This window comes from Paenibacillus sp. Negev47 (genome assembly GCF_058313655.1).
The window spans coordinates 72,548-90,999 of record NZ_CM177754.1; the positions used below are offsets into that span (position 1 = coordinate 72,548).

Here is an 18,452-nt window from a genome sequence, read left to right on the forward strand (position 1 = left end):
GGAAACCTCCGCCCTGTCTAGAAATCTTAGCAGTAAGGGATAGGATATAACAGGATTTCCGCAGTTCTTCTATAACATCCAGAGGCTATCGGCCGCACAGTATAAAGTAACAGGACTTAAGTATTACTCATCCCACTAAGGAGGGCATTCATATGGCTAAAGTAGTTAATAACGTAACAGAACTCATCGGAGGTACTCCGCTTGTTCGTCTGAATCGTATTGTACCTGAAGGCAGTGCTGAAATACTCGTGAAGCTGGAGTACCAGAATCCAGGTTCAAGCGTGAAAGACCGTATCGCAATTAGTATTGTGGAAGAAGCGGAAAAAGAAGGCAAGCTGAAACCAGGTGATACCATTATCGAAGCAACAAGTGGTAACACGGGAATTGGACTCGCGATGGTGGCTGCAGCCAAAGGCTACAAGTCTGTTATTGTAATGCCTGAGACGATGAGCTTGGAGCGTCGTAACTTGCTTCGTGCGTATGGTGCTGAGCTTGTGCTTACACCGGGAGCCGAAGGTATGAATGGTGCTGTTAAGAAAGCCGAAGAATTGCTGAAGGAAAACCCATCCTATTTCATGGCAGAGCAATTTAAAAATAAAGCCAACGTGAAGATCCACCGTGAAACGACTGGCCCTGAGATTGTTGACGCGATTCAATCCGTGGGCGGTACGTTGGATGCTTTCGTTGCAGGAATTGGTACAGGCGGGACAATCACAGGTACAGGCGAAGTGCTGAAAGAAGCTTTCCCTGGCGTTAAAATTGTTGCAGTTGAGCCAGCAGCTTCGCCAATTCTGGCGGGTGGCAAACCAGGCCCTCATAAGATTCAGGGAATTGGCGCCAACTTTATCCCTGAGATTCTGGATCAGGAAATCTATGATGAGATCATTCACATTGAGAATGATGATGCATTTGAGACTGCTCGTCAGGTAGCGAAGGAAGAGGGCATTCTGTCCGGGATCTCTTCCGGTGCAGCGATCCGCGCAGGTCTTCAGGTTGCAAAACAGCTGGGAGCAGGCAAACGTGTTGTTGTAATCGTGCCAAGTAACGGTGAACGTTACCTCAGTACACCGCTTTACAACTTCGAAGCCTAAGCCTACGAATGTCAAAATTAATCCTCCTTGCCCGCATGACGGGTATGGAGGATTTTTGGCGTAATGCTTTTAAAAGGGGCGGCGCTTTAGTATACTATCAGACAATAGAACTAGCGACAGATGGAGGGCGGCACACCGCAATGACACACCTGATGACTACATACGCCGACTGGCTGGAGTGGGCTGGACAAGGCTGGACCATGATGCCCTATATCACCAAGTCGGATGAGGGACCGTATCATGGCGGTTTACCGTTATCGTGGGAGGCAGCCTGGCAGCAGGCGTCACCATATGCAATTGTGCTGGAGAATGGCAAAGGCGGGAGATATACATTTCTGGGACTAGACCCCGTATCCGTTATTTCGGGTAAAGGTCAAGAAGCGGTTATTCATCATGTGACGCAAGGAACCACTTCGACAGACAGCGGCAAGCCGCTTGACGTATTGAAGAGATGGACAGACCCTTACAGCGCACCCAAGGTTACTGGAGCTCCTGACTTTGGAGGTGGATACGCAGGTTATCTCAGCTACGATGTAGCGAGATCGTTGGAGAAGCTTCCAGCCTTGGCTGAAGATAATCCGTCTCTACCGGATTATTGGTGGATGCGCTTTGAAGAAATATGGGCGTACGACCATGAGCAGCAGGCGCTTTTCTGCATGGTTCATCTGGCTATAGAGCCTAACCGGAACGAAACCGATATCCGTAGCCTATATGCAGCGGCAGAAGCACGAGCGACAGCGATGCAGCAACGTTGGCTTCATATTATGGGATTCGCACAGGCGGAGGAACAGCAGCAGGCACTGGAACGTCGCAATAAGCGGGTCAATCGCACCCCGCAGCCTGAAGATGCGGAAAGAGAATCCGAAGGATGGGAGACATCCTTTCCCCAGAAGGACTTTGAACAAGCTGTACGCACGGTGCAGGAATATATCAGGCAGGGTGATGTGTTCCAGGTGAATCTGTCCTTGAGACAGGAAAAGCGGCTTCATTCGAGCGCTGAGCATATTTATGAATGGCTGCGCCTGGTGAATCCATCACCGTATATGGGGATGCTGCGCAGTCCCGATTTTCAACTGGTAAGCGGATCTCCCGAACTACTGGTGAAAGTGGAGAATGGCAAGGTCAGTGCACGTCCCATCGCAGGGACCCGAAGAAGGGGCCGTGACGAAGCAGAGGATAAGGCTATGGCGGATGAACTGCTGGGCAGTGAGAAAGAACGGGCGGAGCATATTATGCTCGTCGATCTTGAACGTAACGATATCGGACGGATTGCAGCCTACGGTTCGGTTCATGTGCCTGAATTAATGACCATCGAGAAGTATTCCCATGTCATGCATCTCGTTTCCCAAGTGGAAGGCAGGCTGGCAAAAGGGTTATCGGTATTTGATGTGATCGCTGCGACATTCCCGGGTGGGACGATTACAGGAGCGCCCAAAGTCCGCACCATGGAGATTATTGAGGAGCTTGAGCCTGTTCGGCGTGGACCTTATACGGGTTCCATCGGTTGGATGGATTACAGTGGGAATATGGAATTGAACATTGTCATTCGTACGCTTGCCATCAAGGATGGCATTGGCTATGTACAGGCCGGTGCAGGGATTGTCATTGATTCCGATCCATATCGGGAATACAAGGAATGCCGTAACAAAGCAAGAGCGATGATGAGAGCTGTGAACTACAGCGAGGAAGCGGAAGCGGACAGAGCTGTCGAACAAGAACAAGCGGAACGAACGGAAGCTGTTAAAATAAACTAAATTAAAAATGAAGAAACCGTCACTTGCGTTGACGGAAGATGAGGAGGAGCAGGCATATGATACTGGTTATCGATAATTACGATTCCTTCACGTACAACCTGGTTCAATATCTGGGTGAACTGGGTGAGACGGTGGAAGTTCGCCGCAACGATGAGATTGATCTGGCAGGCATAGAGGCGCTGGCACCTGATCATATTCTGATCTCTCCGGGCCCGTGTACACCAAATGAAGCAGGCATTAGCTTGGCAGTCATCGATCACTTCAAAGGAAGCATCCCGATCTTTGGTGTGTGTCTGGGTCATCAGTCCATTGGACAAGCGTTTGGCGGCAATGTCATGCGTGCGGAACGCATGATGCACGGCAAAACTTCCGAGATGCACCACAATGGAACATCGGTATTTGCCGGATTGCCATCTCCATTCACAGCTACCCGTTATCACTCCCTGATTGTGGAGCGCAGCAGCTTGCCTGACTGCCTGGAGATTACAGCGGAGACAGCTGAAGGTGAGATTATGGGTCTGCGCCACAAAGAATATGCGATTGAAGGTGTTCAGTTCCACCCGGAATCCATTATTACAGACCACGGACATCAGATGCTTCGCAACTTCTTGTCCCAACAAGTGAAGGTATAACATGCAATATGCCGCGATAAACGGAGAGTTGGTCAATATGGCGGCGGCCGTGGTTCCTGTAACGGATCACGGCTTTTTGTACGGACTTGGATTGTTTGAGACGTTTCGAACGTATCAGGGCACCCCTTATTTGCTGGAACGGCATTTGGAGCGGATGGCTTCAGGGTGTGAGGAATTGGGCATTCCTTTTACAACGAGCGCGGCAGAAGTGACGGATTGGATTCAACGTCTCATGCATGCGGGTGGACTTCAGGATGCCTACGTGCGTTACACGGTATCAGCGGGCGAAGCGGCGCTAGGACTACCTTCTGGCGATTATACGAAGCCCAATCATATCCTACTGGCGAAAGCATTACCTGAACTCTCTCCCTCTTTATATAAGAGCGGCAAAATGCTCCAACGTCTGTCTACACCTCGTAACACGCCCGAAGGAAAAGTGCGGTTCAAGTCACTGCATTACATGAACAGCATTCTGGCGAAACGGGAGCTGAATGGGTACGGGCAGCATGTGCAGGGTGCAGAAGGGTTACAACTAACCCGGGATGGTTATATAGCGGAAGGGATCGTCAGCAATGTATTTTGGATACGGGAAAAAGTACTCTACACGCCAGCGCTCTCAACCGGTATTCTGCCGGGCATCACTAGAGCTGTGGTAATGGAGATTGCCTCGCAGCAAGAATTCGCCTGCATCGAAACGCTAGCTACGTGGGAGGACCTCCTTCAAGCAGAGGAGATATTTCTAACAGGCTCGGTTGCAGAATTGGTTCCGGTTACGACTCTGCGGGATCAGGGCGGAGCAGAAACGACAATAAGCAACGGACATATAGGCCCAGTTACAGCAGTCCTTCTGGGTATGTACCGGCAGAAAGCGGGGTATACTTCATGACACTCTCACCGATCATCTATGAACGGAAATATGCATGGGGGCCAGCGGAGTTGAAGCTGGGTGCAAGAACACAGATTATGGGCATTCTCAACGTCACGCCTGATTCGTTCTCGGATGGAGGACGTTATACCAACGTGGAGCGGGCGGTTGCCCATGCCAAGCAGATGATGGAAGACGGGGCTGACCTGATTGATATCGGTGGGGAGTCTACCCGACCCGGATCAGAGGTTGTCAACGCCGATGAAGAGCTTAGCCGGATTATTCCTGTTATTGAAGCATTGCATCAGCAAGCCCCGCATATTCCAATATCCGTAGATACGTACAAGGCGGATGTTGCGCGTCAGGCCATTCTGGCCGGTGCCCATATCATTAATGATGTGTGGGGTGCAAAGGCCGACCCGGATATGGCTCGCACAGCAGCAGAACTGGAGTGTCCCATTGTTCTGATGCATAATCGGCAGGATCGCAATTATACCGATTATCTAAGTGATGTCGTTAGCGATGTGCAGGAGAGCATACAGATTGCGCTGGAAGCTGGCGTGAAGGCAGATCAGATTATCCTGGACCCGGGTATTGGTTTTGTGAAGGATCTGGCAGAAAATCTGAAGCTCATGTCATCGCTCGGTTTGCTCAATGAGATGGGCTATCCTGTCCTGCTAGCTACTTCACGCAAAAGATTCATCCAGAACACCCTGGATGTCGGTGCGGATGATGCGCTGGAAGGCACAGCTGCGACCGTTGCGTTTGGCATTGCCCAAGGCTGCCAAATGGTTCGGGTTCATGATGTGAAGTCGATTCGGCGGACGGCAGACATGTGTGATGCCATGTTATACACTTCTCCAGGTCTCCGGAGGAAATAATACTGGCGGGTCTGATTGACCCGTCCAGTAGAAGTGCAACGTTTTTCAAAGGTAAAGCAAAAGATATCTTCAAATAGAGAACTATTTCAATATATATAGAGGGCAGGCGGACGTATGGATAGAATGGTGTTGCATCGTATGGAGTATTATGGATATCATGGCGTTTTTGCAGAAGAACGGAAGCTTGGGCAGCGGTACTATATTGATCTGGAGATCGATATGGACCTGAGCGAGGCTGGACGTAACGATGATCTGACCAAAACGATCAACTATGCGGAGATCCATGAACTGGTTAAACAGATTGTTGAGCATAAATCATTCCAGTTAATTGAAGCTTTGGGCGAACATATTGCATCTTCTTTACTAGACACTTATACTATTATCAATGCATTGACAGTCAAGGTGACGAAGCCACATCCGCCATTCGATGTACATTTTGAGGGCGTAACGGTAGAGCTTCGCCGCACAAGAAAGTGAGAACCGATCATGATTGCACATTCGACCTCTGAATCTTCAGAGGCTTATATTGCTTTAGGGGCTAATTTGGGTGACCGCGAACAGACGTTGCTTGAGGCATTGTCTTTGCTGGATGAGCACCCCCATATATCCGTTCTGCGCTGCTCTGCGCTATATGAGACGGAACCTGTAGGATATGTAGATCAGCCTGCGTTTCTGAATATGGCAGTCGCCGTACAGGCGATGCTGACACCGGAGCAGTTGCTCACGGAACTATTGGGTATCGAGGACCGACTCGGACGTGTTCGTGATATTCGCTGGGGACCGCGCACCGTTGATCTGGATCTGCTCTGGATGCACGGTGAGACGCGAGATACCGAACTGCTTCAATTGCCTCATCCCCGCATGGGTGAACGGGCCTTTGTGCTGGTTCCACTGTCGGATATCGTACCGCCGGGTGAGGAGTCAGGTTTGTATACCTATGTACACTCATCGTTGTCTGTACTGGATGGAAAGGATGGAATACAGCTTTGGAAAACATGCAATTGGCCAATCGAATCCGGGCATTCCGGAAGCTGAAAGGTTTAACACAACATGAACTTGCTGCCGAGACAGGTATCTCGCTGGCCATTCTGGGAACCATCGAGCGGGGAAACCGTAAGGTATCACAGCAAGAGCTGGATCGAATTGCTGGAGTATTGGCAATCAGTATCGAGGAGTTACAGGGCAGGTAGGACGTTTCGTTTTCGTCATTTACAACAACAAAGACACTAATCGATCTTTAATCGTTGATTTATACAGAATTAAAAAGGAGTGGAATGACTACTGTGCTTAAAATTGGTGGCATTGAAATGAAAAACCAGGTCGTACTTGCGCCGATGGCTGGCGTATGTAATCCGGCTTTTCGTTTGATCGCAAAAGAATTCGGAACAGGTCTCGTATGCGCTGAGATGGTGAGTGGCAAAGCGATCGTCCATGGCAACCAGCGCACACGTGAGATGCTGTTTGTAGATGAGCGTGAGAAACCGTTAAGCCTTCAGATTTTTGGAGGAGATCGTGATTCCCTCGTAGAAGCAGCCAAAATCGTGGACCAAGAAACCAATGCAGACATCATCGACATCAACATGGGGTGCCCTGTGCCAAAAGTGACGAAATGTGATGCGGGTGCGCGTTGGTTGCTTGATCCGAACAAAATCTATGAGATGGTATCCGCTGTAGTGGATGCGGTTGAGAAGCCGGTGACGGTCAAGATGCGTATCGGCTGGGATAACGAGCATATCTTCGCAGTTGAGAATGCGCTCGCGGTTGAACGTGCTGGTGGACAGGCGGTAAGTGTACACGGCCGTACGCGTGAGCAACTTTACACAGGCACAGCTGACTGGTCACACATCAAAGATGTAAAAGAAGCTGTCTCTATTCCAGTGATCGGCAATGGTGATGTCCATACACCAGAGGATGCACGCCGTATGCTGGATGAAACGGGTTGTGACGGAGTTATGATTGGTCGTGCCGCCCTGGGTAATCCATGGATGCTGTATCGTACCATTCAATACTTAAGCACAGGTGAATTGCTTCCTGACCCGAATGGGGAAGAGAAGATCCGTGTTGCCATCCTGCATATGGATCGCCTGATCGCACTGAAGAACGAGACGGTTGCCGTACGCGAGATGCGTAAACATCTGGCTTGGTATTTGAAAGGCTTGAAAGGATCTGCTCGCATCAAGGACGTTATTATGGAAGGTACCAAGCGCGATGAGATGGTACAGATTCTGGAGAACTTTGTGGGTCAGCTGAAAAGCGAAGGTAATTTGGAGTCAGAACCGGTAATCGCCGGAAATGCATCTTAATCATAAACGCATCTGTAAAACGTTTACAGCTATAGGGGGCGTAACATTGACTTTTCGAGATCGTTCCCCTATAATTTCTCAGTATAAATTCGCCATGTGCGTTAATAAGGCTATAGCATCAGGAGGAATATTCTATTTCTCTGGAGAACTTCATATAGTTTTGAAGATGTATGCGGGCGGAGCTCTGTAATAAGCACTGATTCCGTTGCCGTACAATCAAATTATTCCCACGACAGGAGAATCGGTTGAGATGAGCGACAAGGAAGTTATCCTTACACCAGAAGGACTCAAGAAGCTGGAAGAAGAATTGGAAACATTGAAATCAGTGAAGCGCCGCGAAGTTGCTGAACGGATTAAGGTAGCCATCGGGTATGGAGATATCAGTGAAAACTCTGAATACGAAGACGCGAAGAATGAGCAAGCTTTCATTGAAGGACGTGTAATCACGTTGGAGAAATTGCTTCGTAACGCGCGGATTATCAACAGCGATGAGATCGATACTGATGTTGTAAGCGTCGGGGCAACCGTTACTGTAGAAGATTTGGAATTCGGAGACATCACGGAATATACCATTGTAGGTACTGCGGAGTCGAATCCGCTTCAGAACAAAATTTCGAATGAGAGCCCTGTAGGTAGAGCCATTCTGGGCAAGAAAACAGGTACTGTTGTTGATGTAAGTGTGCCTGCTGGCGTAATTCAATATAAAATTGTAGACATTAAAAAGCTATAGCAACGAAGCAGTTGGGCACGGTAAACAAAAGCTTCCTTAGGGAAGCTTTTTCAACATTTGAGGAAGAGCGTCCTCTCGCGATGCCTGCAATGTAAATAAGGAGATGAATACAGATCATGACGGATGAAGTCTTGAATCAGGAAACCGAACTTAGCGAGCTTTTACAAATTCGCCGTGACAAATTGGACGAGCTCCGCAAATTGGGAATCGACCCTTTTGGCCAAAAATACGTACGTACCGAAGAAGCCGGCTCCATTCTGAAGAAGTATGAAGAACTGACCAAGGAAGAGCTGGAAGAGAAGCACATCGAAGTCAGTATTGCCGGACGGATTATGGCGAAGCGGGGAATGGGTAAAGCAAGCTTTGCACATATTCAGGACCTGAGCGGCAGAATCCAGATCTATGTTCGTCAGGATAGCGTGCCTGAAGACAAGTATGCGGCATTCAGCCTACTGGACCTTGGCGATATCGTTGGGGTAACTGGTGTGATCTTCAAGACCAAAACAGGTGAAACTTCTGTCAAAGTTAAAGATCTTGAAGTGCTGTCCAAATCGCTCTATCCGCTTCCGGATAAATTCCATGGTCTCACCGACGTAGAGCTGCGCTACCGCCAGCGTTATGTTGACCTGATCATGAGCCCGGACGTTCAACAGACCTTTATCGCACGTTCCAAAATCATTCAATCGATGCGCCGTTATCTGGATTCCCTTGGATATCTGGAAGTGGAAACACCTACGTTGCATACCATTGCAGGAGGAGCCGCAGCACGTCCATTCATCACGCATCATAATGCGCTGGATATGGAACTGTACATGCGGATTGCGATTGAACTTCACCTGAAACGTCTAATTGTAGGCGGACTGGAGAAGGTATACGAGATCGGTCGTGTATATCGGAACGAAGGTATGTCTACACGTCATAATCCGGAGTTCACGATGATTGAATTGTATGAGGCATATGCCGACTACAAGGATATTATGCAATTGACGGAGAACCTGGTTGCTCATATTGCACAGGAAGTACTGGGTACGCAAGTGATCCAGTATGGAGATTATGAAGTAGATCTTACGCCACAGTGGCGTCGTGTTACGATGGTGGATGCAGTTAAGGAAGTTGTGGGCGTAGACTTCTCCGTACACATGACGGATGAGGAAGCACATAGCTTAGCGAAGGAACATAAAGTTCCGGTTGAAAAACATATGACATTCGGTCATATTTTGAACGCGTTCTTTGAAGAGTTTGTGGAAGAGACGTTGATTCAACCGACTTTCATTACGGGACACCCTCTTGAGATTTCACCTCTGGCGAAGAAAAACGATGTAGACCCGCGCTTCACGGATCGTTTCGAGTTGTTCATCGTTGGACGCGAGCATGCGAATGCGTTCACAGAGCTGAATGATCCAATCGATCAGCGTCAGCGCTTTGAAGCACAGATGCTGGAGAAAGAGCATGGGAACGACGAGGCTCATGAGATGGATGACGACTTCATCCGTGCACTCGAATATGGTATGCCACCGACAGGTGGACTGGGAATCGGAGTTGATCGCCTGATCATGCTGCTGACCAATTCTCCGTCGATTCGTGACGTACTGCTCTTCCCGCACATGCGCCCTCGTACGCAAGATTAAATAAGGAACGTAGGATACGTTCATAATAGAAGAGGAACCTGCCGTTCAGTATCATGCTGGGGCAAGTTCCTCTTTAGGTTTACATAGGCGGATTTATTAAGTTTAACCTGTTCGTATTTTGTTAAAAGAGGTGCCCTTCATGAAGTTCAGGCTTCACTTTGCCAAGTTCATATCTCCTCCATTAATCCTGGTCGGCGGTTTTCTGCTTATTATTGCGATTGGAACAATGCTTCTCATGTTGCCGATCTCTAACCAAAGCGGTGAGCATTTGGCGTTTATTGATGCTCTCTTTACATCAACCTCTGCGGCATGTGTGACTGGATTGGTCGTTGTGGATGTAGGCACGACGTTTAATTTGTTTGGTCAGATCGTCATTATGGTGTTAATGCAGCTCGGTGGACTCGGCTTCATGACTATGGCTACTCTCTTTGCGCTAGTATTGGGTAAACGAATCTCGCTCAAGGACAGGCTATTGCTCAAAGAAGCCATTAATGCAGACAGTATGGAGGGGATTGTACGCATTATCCGCAAAGTGTTGATTTTCTCCTTTACCATTGAAGGGGTGGCTGCTGTCATACTGGCGCTACGCTGGGCAACGGAGATGCCGTTTGGTCAAGCTGTATACTATGGAATATTTCATTCCGTTTCCCTGTTTAATAATGGCGGATTTGATCTTTTCGGCAACAGCTTCCAATATTACACCGGAGACTGGATATTCAACGTGACCGCTTCTGTGCTCGTTGTCTCTGGTGGACTTGGGTTTGTTGTATTGAATGATCTGTTCGAGTATCGCAAACGCCGCCGTCTATCCCTGCAGTCCAAACTGGTGCTGTCTGTGTCTGGAGCGCTGATCGGTATAGGAGCGATCGTGCTGTTTGTTTTCGAATTCACAAATGGACATACGCTGGCTTCACTCACCTGGACCGAGAAGATCTATGCATCCTTCTTCCAGTCTGTCTCTACACGTTCTTCCGGAACAAGTACAATCGATATCACGGAGATGAGGCAGGCTACCCAATTCTTCTTCATTCTGCTGATGTTTATCGGGGCTTCCCCGGGATCGACCGGGGGCGGAATCAAGACGACTACATTCCTGATTATGATCGGAGCAGTGTATGCCATGATTCGGGGGAATAAGGATATCGTCTTTTTCCGCCAACGTGTTCCGAAGGAGCTTCTTATGAGAGCATTGACCATTATCATGGTTTCTCTGATCATATTCATGATCGTGGTGATGCTCCTACTTACGACAGAGGATGCGCCATTCCTTTCACTGATGTTTGAAGCTGCATCGGCAATTGGTACCGTGGGGCTTTCCGTGGGAGTCACTCATGAATTGACCAATTGGGGAAAAATCATTATTACCTTTACCATGTTTGTAGGTCGGATTGGGCCATTAACTATCGCGTATGCCCTACGTCCGCGCAAAGAGAAGAAACTGTATCGTCATCCGGAGGGCCGGATTATTATCGGATAAAAAGAAAAACCGTCAGACATTCAGAACTAACTCCTGTTATCGTAACGGGCATTAGTCACAACGAATGTACTGCGGTTTTTTTTGTTTAGCGGCACAAGGAAGCAAGATGCAAAGTGAGAACATCGTCCATGAGCTTGCCATTCATCTGATCCGGTCTAAGCACGGTATGTATGCCTAAGCCATCCACCAGTGCATACAATCTCTCGATCTCCAGTTCTTTGTCCAGATCAGGTCTGGAGAGATCGAGCTTCATCAGGTAGGTGATAACAGAACCTACAGCTTGTCTAAGTTCATCATACACGGTATTAGCAAGTTCTTTGAGGGTAGGATCGGTTTTCGATCTGGCTGTAAAAGCGTACCACACCTCCATTTCGGCCAGTTTTTCTTCCGTGTTTGGTAAGAATTCGAGCAATAGGCGTTTCATATTGTCCATGGGAGAGCCGGTGAAGGACATTTGTTGGATTCGATGGGACACCCGTTCAGATACCAGGTTCATGGCATATAGTAGTAGTTCCGATTGAGTAGAAAAGTAGTGACGCATCGAACCGACCGAAATTCCAGCTTCTTCAGCGATATTCCGAACAGAGGCTTGTTCCATGCCATCTCTTCGTATAATACGCCATGCCGCCTCGGCTACGAGCACACGCTGTTTATCGTGATCAACAATTTTAGGCATAGGCGTATTATATCACTGTTGATTATTATAATACAAACGTGCTAAATTATATTTAATACAAATGTATCATAAAAAGGAGGGGCTGAGATGATTGGTTATTTCATTATAGGTTGTGAGATTGCCTTTTGGGTGTTTGTGTTCGCGGGTCTGAGTGTCAGGTATCTTCTTGGCATGAAGCGGTTAGGTATCAGTTTATTGATGGCGACGCCGGTTGTGGATCTGTTATTGCTGGTAGCTACAGTTATGGATCTTCAGCGCGGAGCTACAGCAAGCATGATTCATGGTATTGCTGCGGTGTATATAGGAGTAAGCATTGCTTATGGCCATCAGATGATCGCTTGGGCGGATCGATATTTCCTATATTGGTTCAAGGGTGGAGAGAATCCTCGGAGCAACAAGTTATATGGTAGAGAACATGCGAGTCGTGAGCGTAGTGGATGGTTTAGACATCTATTGGCTTGGGCCATAGGCAGCGCATTTCTCTTCGCCATGATATGGTGGATTGGTGATGCTGAACGCACAGCTGTCTTCATTAATCTGATTAAAGTATGGGGAATCATACTTGGTATCGATTTTCTAATAAGCTTTAGCTATAGTTTATGGCCACGAAAAGTTCCAGTCGGGAATGTTAAACAATAAAAAGCTAGGTGGACGTGCATACGAACTTGCTAAGTTGGGAAAATACCGTATGTACGTCCGGATTAGATCAAACCGATTGTTAATATAGGTTCAAAAAAAGACTTGCATTGTAAATCTGTACATGGTATATTCTAATTCCGGCCAAGAAAACATGGTTAACACGGTGCGGCAAGCGAATGAAATAAGCTTCGAAAGAAACTTAAAAAAAGAGCTTGCTAAGTTGGTTCGGATTTGATAAGATATAAAAGTTGCTGAGGAGAACAACACTCGGTAACGAAATAAGTTTGATCTTTGAAAACTGAACAACGAGTGAGTAAACATTCTGCTTGCAGAATGAACGCGAAAGTTTGAGACAAGCCTTGGCTTGAATCGACTGGAGCACAAATGAGATTTTTAATCTCGTCAGATTCAAAATGAGCTTATCGCTCTTTTCAAATACTTGAGATGATTTTCAAAGCGTTTAACCGCGCTGCTGAAATTCATCCCTTATTGGAGAGTTTGATCCTGGCTCAGGACGAACGCTGGCGGCATGCCTAATACATGCAAGTCGAGCGGAGTTGATAGGAAGCTTGCTTCCTTGATACTTAGCGGCGGACGGGTGAGTAACACGTAGGCAACCTGCCCTCAAGTTTGGGACAACTACCGGAAACGGTAGCTAATACCGAATAGTTGTTTTCTTCGCCTGAAGGAAACTGGAAAGACGGAGCAATCTGTCACTTGGGGATGGGCCTGCGGCGCATTAGCTAGTTGGTGAGGTAACGGCTCACCAAGGCGACGATGCGTAGCCGACCTGAGAGGGTGATCGGCCACACTGGGACTGAGACACGGCCCAGACTCCTACGGGAGGCAGCAGTAGGGAATCTTCCGCAATGGGCGAAAGCCTGACGGAGCAATGCCGCGTGAGTGATGAAGGTTTTCGGATCGTAAAGCTCTGTTGCCAGGGAAGAACGCTTGGGAGAGTAACTGCTCTCAAGGTGACGGTACCTGAGAAGAAAGCCCCGGCTAACTACGTGCCAGCAGCCGCGGTAATACGTAGGGGGCAAGCGTTGTCCGGAATTATTGGGCGTAAAGCGCGCGCAGGCGGTCATTTAAGTCTGGTGTTTAATCCCGGGGCTCAACCCCGGATCGCACTGGAAACTGGGTGACTTGAGTGCAGAAGAGGAGAGTGGAATTCCACGTGTAGCGGTGAAATGCGTAGATATGTGGAGGAACACCAGTGGCGAAGGCGACTCTCTGGGCTGTAACTGACGCTGAGGCGCGAAAGCGTGGGGAGCAAACAGGATTAGATACCCTGGTAGTCCACGCCGTAAACGATGAGTGCTAGGTGTTAGGGGTTTCGATACCCTTGGTGCCGAAGTTAACACATTAAGCACTCCGCCTGGGGAGTACGGTCGCAAGACTGAAACTCAAAGGAATTGACGGGGACCCGCACAAGCAGTGGAGTATGTGGTTTAATTCGAAGCAACGCGAAGAACCTTACCAGGTCTTGACATCCCTCTGATCGGTACAGAGATGTATCTTTCCTTCGGGACAGAGGAGACAGGTGGTGCATGGTTGTCGTCAGCTCGTGTCGTGAGATGTTGGGTTAAGTCCCGCAACGAGCGCAACCCTTATATTTAGTTGCCAGCACTTCGGGTGGGCACTCTAGATAGACTGCCGGTGACAAACCGGAGGAAGGTGGGGATGACGTCAAATCATCATGCCCCTTATGACCTGGGCTACACACGTACTACAATGGCCGGTACAACGGGCTGCGAAATCGCGAGATGGAGCCAATCCCAACAAAGCCGGTCTCAGTTCGGATTGCAGGCTGCAACTCGCCTGCATGAAGTCGGAATTGCTAGTAATCGCGGATCAGCATGCCGCGGTGAATACGTTCCCGGGTCTTGTACACACCGCCCGTCACACCACGAGAGTTTATAACACCCGAAGTCGGTGGGGTAACCGCAAGGAGCCAGCCGCCGAAGGTGGGATAGATGATTGGGGTGAAGTCGTAACAAGGTAGCCGTATCGGAAGGTGCGGCTGGATCACCTCCTTTCTATGGAGAATCGTTTCCCGCGTGGAAACATTCAAATACGCAGCTTAGCTGCAAAACACTCACTCGTTGCTCAGTTTTGAGAGCTCAAACTCTCAAACAGCTTGCTTTTGCATGGAGCTTGTTCTTTGAAAACTAGATATCGAAACGAAAGTAAATGCGAATTAGAACATTCCTTTTTAGCTGAACTTGTGTAAACAAGTTTCAATAAAAACGGTAGTTAATTGCTTTTGCGATGGTATTGAATGGGAGTGACTTTTGGCTTTGCGCAAGCAAAACAAGGGAAGCGAGCAGTCAAAACCGGAGCAATATGGTTAAGCTACTAAGAGCACACGGAGGATGCCTAGGCGCTAGGAGCCGATGAAGGACGTGGCGAACAACGAAACTGCCTCGGGGAGCTGTAAGCAAGCTTTGATCCGGGGGTGTCCGAATGGGGAAACCCAGCTGGGGTAATTTCCAGTTACTCACAACTGAATACATAGGTTGTGTAGAGGCATACCAGGGGAACTGAAACATCTAAGTACCCTGAGGAAGAGAAAACAATAGTGATTCCGTCAGTAGCGGCGAGCGAACGCGGAGAAGCCCAAACCAGAGAGCTTGCTCTTTGGGGTTGTGGGACGTCTCACATGGAGTTACAAAGGAACCGGTTAAGCGAAGAGGTCTGGAAAGGCCCGCCAAAGAAGGTAAAAGCCCTGTAATTGAAAGTCTGTTCCCTCCGAGACGGATCCCGAGTAGTGCGGGGCACGTGAAACCCCGTATGAATCCGGCAGGACCATCTGCCAAGGCTAAATACTTCCTAGCGACCGATAGTGAAGCAGTACCGTGAGGGAAAGGTGAAAAGCACCCCGGAAGGGGAGTGAAATAGAACCTGAAACCGTGTGCTTACAAAAAGTCAGAGCCCGTTTTAGGGGTGATGGCGTGCCTTTTGTAGAATGAACCGGCGAGTTACGTTCCCGTGCAAGGTTAAGGTGAAGAGCCGGAGCCGCAGCGAAAGCGAGTCTGAATAGGGCGACATAGTACGTGGACGTAGACCCGAAACCGGGTGATCTACCCCTGTCCAGGGTGAAGGTGCGGTAACACGCACTGGAGGCCCGAACCCACGCATGTTGAAAAATGCGGGGATGAGGTGGGGGTAGCGGAGAAATTCCAATCGAACTCGGAGATAGCTGGTTCTCCCCGAAATAGCTTTAGGGCTAGCCTCGGAAAACAGAGTCGTGGAGGTAGAGCACTGATTGGGTGCGGGGCCCGCAAGGGTTACCAAGCTCAGTCAAACTCCGAATGCCATAGACTTACTTCCGGGAGTCAGACAGTGAGTGCTAAGATCCATTGTCAAAAGGGAAACAGCCCAGACCATCAGCTAAGGTCCCCAAGTGTGTGTTAAGTGGGAAAGGATGTGGAGTTGCACAGACAACCAGGATGTTGGCTTAGAAGCAGCCATCATTTAAAGAGTGCGTAATAGCTCACTGGTCGAGTGACTCTGCGCCGAAAATGTAACGGGGCTAAACACACCACCGAAGCTATGGCTTGATGCTTTGCATCAGGGGTAGGGGAGCGTTGTATAAGGGTTGAAGGTGTACCGTAAGGAGCGCTGGACATTATACAAGTGAGAATGCCGGTATGAGTAACGAAAAGATCAGTGAGAATCTGATCCGCCGAAAGCCTAAGGGTTCCTGAGGAAGGTTCGTCCGCTCAGGGTAAGTCGGGACCTAAGGCGAGGCCGAAAGGCGTAGTCGAAGGACAACAGGTCGAAATTCCTGTACCACCGTAAGCCGTTATGAGCAATGGGGGGACGCAGTAGGGTAGTGACGCGGACTGATGGATGTCCGTCTAAGCAGTAAGGCTGATGTGTAGGCAAATCCGCACATCGTAAGGCTGAGCTGTGATGGGGAGTGAAAATTACAGTAGCGAAGGTCATGATCTCACACTGCCAAGAAAAGCCTCTAGCCAGGTGATGGTGCCCGTACCGCAAACCGACACAGGTAGGCGAGAAGAGTATTCTAAGGCGCGCGGAAGAACTCTCGTTAAGGAACTCGGCAAAATGACCCCGTAACTTCGGGAGAAGGGGTGCCCCGGTAGTGTGAATAGCACGAGGGGGCCGCAGTGAAAAGGCCCAAGCGACTGTTTAGCAAAAACACAGGTCTGTGCGAAGCCGTAAGGCGAAGTATACGGGCTGACGCCTGCCCGGTGCTGGAAGGTTAAGGGGAGTGGTTAGGGAGTAATCCCGAAGCTGTGAACCGAAGCCCCAGTAAACGGCGGCCGTAACTATAACGGTCCTAAGGTAGCGAAATTCCTTGTCAGGTAAATTCTGACCCGCACGAATGGCGTAACGACTTGGGCGCTGTCTCAACGAGAGATCCGGTGAAATTTTAATACCTGTGAAGATGCAGGTTACCCGCGACAAGACGGAAAGACCCCATGGAGCTTTACTGCAGCTTGATATTGAATTTGGGTACGATCTGTACAGGATAGGTGGGAGCCTTTGAAACGTGAGCGCCAGCTTGCGTGGAGGCAACGTTGGGATACCACCCTGATCGTATCTAGGTTCTAACCTGGTACCGTAATCCGGTGCGGGGACAGTGTCAGGTGGGCAGTTTGACTGGGGCGGTCGCCTCCTAAAGAGTAACGGAGGCGCCCAAAGGTTCCCTCAGAATGGTTGGAAATCATTCGAAGAGTGCAAAGGCATAAGGGAGCTTGACTGCGAGACCTACAAGTCGAGCAGGGACGAAAGTCGGGCTTAGTGATCCGGTGGTACCGCATGGAAGGGCCATCGCTCAACGGATAAAAGCTACCCTGGGGATAACAGGCTTATCTCCCCCAAGAGTCCACATCGACGGGGAGGTTTGGCACCTCGATGTCGGCTCATCGCATCCTGGGGCTGAAGTAGGTCCCAAGGGTTGGGCTGTTCGCCCATTAAAGCGGTACGCGAGCTGGGTTCAGAACGTCGTGAGACAGTTCGGTCCCTATCTGTCGTGGGCGTAGGAAATTTGAGAGGAGCTGTCCTTAGTACGAGAGGACCGGGATGGACGTACCGCTGGTGTACCAGTTGTTCCGCCAGGAGCACCGCTGGGTAGCTATGTACGGAAGGGATAAACGCTGAAAGCATCTAAGCGTGAAGCCCCCCTCAAGATGAGATTTCCCAGTATGTAAGACCCCTTGAAGACGACGAGGTAGATAGGCTGGGGGTGGAAGTGCAGCAATGCATGGAGCTGACCAGTACTAATCGGTCGAGGGCTTATCCAATTTGCAAGTTTGAATTCGCATGTTTCGTTTCGAATCTAGTTTTCAGAGAACGATCTCTGAAATGTAAGCTAAGCTATGCGTTTGGTGGCGATGGCGGAGGGGTTCCACACGTACCCATCCCGAACACGACCGTTAAGCCCTCTAGCGCCGATGGTACTTGGACCGCAGGGTCCTGGGAGAGTAGGACGCCGCCAAGCAAAGAACCACTGCCGATGTTATTCGGTGGTGGTTTTTATTATATAGTTATACTATGCAGTATGGGATTAAAATACAGATTGAATATGGTAATTTATCAGCACACTAGTATGTATAAAGGTAACGTTATTCGATACGAATTGACGTTTTTTTGTCGTAATATTTACACTTGTCCGCACTAGAAAAACAGTTGTGTTCATCAGGCAATACACCTGATATAACCAAGTACTTTTCCTTGACAGTCTAAATATCGCTTTGCTAAGATGGCAATAATAAATTTTTCAGAAAACGTATTTTCGGCGTGA

General features: G+C 49.0%; 14 protein-coding genes and 3 rRNA genes. 16 read left to right on the forward strand and 1 reads right to left on the reverse strand.

The window, feature by feature from the left end; all coding sequences use genetic code 11:
* Positions 1-152 precede the first annotated feature (152 nt).
* From cysK to AC4G47_RS00395, 12 genes are all read left to right on the forward strand, one after another.
* Complete coding sequence (cysK, locus tag AC4G47_RS00340; protein WP_145326541.1) at positions 153-1,091, forward strand: cysteine synthase A; 939 nt, start codon at positions 153-155, stop codon at positions 1,089-1,091.
* Between the two features lie 140 nt (positions 1,092-1,231).
* A complete protein-coding gene (locus AC4G47_RS00345) occupies positions 1,232-2,845 on the forward strand; it encodes an anthranilate synthase component I family protein (RefSeq protein ID WP_491104288.1) in 1,614 nt (537 codons plus the stop codon).
* A 56-nt stretch (positions 2,846-2,901) separates the two neighbouring features.
* Positions 2,902-3,477, forward strand: coding sequence for an aminodeoxychorismate/anthranilate synthase component II (gene pabA, locus AC4G47_RS00350; RefSeq protein WP_491104290.1), 576 nt, complete (start codon positions 2,902-2,904; stop codon positions 3,475-3,477).
* 1 nt (position 3,478) lies between these two features.
* On the forward strand, positions 3,479-4,363 hold the full coding sequence (locus AC4G47_RS00355) for an aminotransferase class IV (protein WP_491104291.1): 885 nt from the start codon (positions 3,479-3,481) through the stop codon (positions 4,361-4,363).
* Positions 4,360-5,223 (forward strand): dihydropteroate synthase, encoded by an 864-nt coding sequence (folP, locus tag AC4G47_RS00360; RefSeq protein ID WP_491104292.1) that lies wholly within the window; start codon positions 4,360-4,362, stop codon positions 5,221-5,223. Before AC4G47_RS00355 ends, folP begins: the two co-directional genes overlap by 4 nt.
* Positions 5,224-5,337: 114 nt before the next feature.
* Positions 5,338-5,700 (forward strand): dihydroneopterin aldolase, encoded by a 363-nt coding sequence (folB, locus tag AC4G47_RS00365; RefSeq protein WP_491104293.1) that lies wholly within the window; start codon positions 5,338-5,340, stop codon positions 5,698-5,700.
* Between the two features lie 9 nt (positions 5,701-5,709).
* Complete coding sequence (gene folK, locus AC4G47_RS00370; RefSeq protein ID WP_491104295.1) at positions 5,710-6,258, forward strand: 2-amino-4-hydroxy-6-hydroxymethyldihydropteridine diphosphokinase; 549 nt, start codon at positions 5,710-5,712, stop codon at positions 6,256-6,258.
* Entirely contained in the window at positions 6,219-6,413 is a 195-nt protein-coding gene (locus AC4G47_RS00375; protein ID WP_440131322.1) for a helix-turn-helix domain-containing protein, read from the forward strand. Before folK ends, AC4G47_RS00375 begins: the two co-directional genes overlap by 40 nt.
* A 93-nt stretch (positions 6,414-6,506) precedes the next feature.
* On the forward strand, positions 6,507-7,526 hold the full coding sequence (dusB, locus tag AC4G47_RS00380) for a tRNA dihydrouridine synthase DusB (protein WP_491106612.1): 1,020 nt from the start codon (positions 6,507-6,509) through the stop codon (positions 7,524-7,526).
* 250 nt (positions 7,527-7,776) lie between these two features.
* A complete protein-coding gene (gene greA, locus AC4G47_RS00385) occupies positions 7,777-8,256 on the forward strand; it encodes a transcription elongation factor GreA (RefSeq protein ID WP_145326549.1) in 480 nt (159 codons plus the stop codon).
* Between the two features lie 116 nt (positions 8,257-8,372).
* Entirely contained in the window at positions 8,373-9,884 is a 1,512-nt protein-coding gene (gene lysS, locus AC4G47_RS00390; RefSeq protein WP_491104297.1) for a lysine--tRNA ligase, read from the forward strand.
* Positions 9,885-10,023: 139 nt separating this feature from the next.
* On the forward strand, positions 10,024-11,361 hold the full coding sequence (locus AC4G47_RS00395; protein WP_491104298.1) for a TrkH family potassium uptake protein: 1,338 nt from the start codon (positions 10,024-10,026) through the stop codon (positions 11,359-11,361).
* 85 nt (positions 11,362-11,446) lie between these two features.
* Here AC4G47_RS00395 and AC4G47_RS00400 read toward each other — a convergent pair whose 3' ends face one another.
* Entirely contained in the window at positions 11,447-12,037 is a 591-nt protein-coding gene (locus AC4G47_RS00400) for a TetR/AcrR family transcriptional regulator (protein ID WP_458124831.1), read from the reverse strand.
* Positions 12,038-12,124: 87 nt separating this feature from the next.
* Between AC4G47_RS00400 and AC4G47_RS00405 the strand changes: the two genes are divergently transcribed.
* The 4 genes from AC4G47_RS00405 to rrf all read left to right on the forward strand — a co-directional run bounded on the left by AC4G47_RS00405 (position 12,125) and on the right by rrf (position 18,149).
* The gene (locus AC4G47_RS00405; RefSeq protein WP_491104299.1) at positions 12,125-12,676 is read left to right on the forward strand and encodes a hypothetical protein; all 552 of its coding nucleotides are present in this window, start codon (positions 12,125-12,127) and stop codon (positions 12,674-12,676) included.
* A gap of 486 nt (positions 12,677-13,162) precedes the next feature.
* Positions 13,163-14,715 (forward strand): 16S ribosomal RNA (locus AC4G47_RS00410).
* A 309-nt stretch (positions 14,716-15,024) separates the two neighbouring features.
* Positions 15,025-17,952: ribosomal RNA gene (locus AC4G47_RS00415) — 23S ribosomal RNA — on the forward strand.
* An 80-nt stretch (positions 17,953-18,032) separates the two neighbouring features.
* A 5S ribosomal RNA gene (rrf, locus tag AC4G47_RS00420) occupies positions 18,033-18,149 on the forward strand.
* Together the 16S, 23S and 5S rRNA genes form the textbook arrangement of a ribosomal RNA operon.
* Positions 18,150-18,452: the final 303 nt, after the last annotated feature.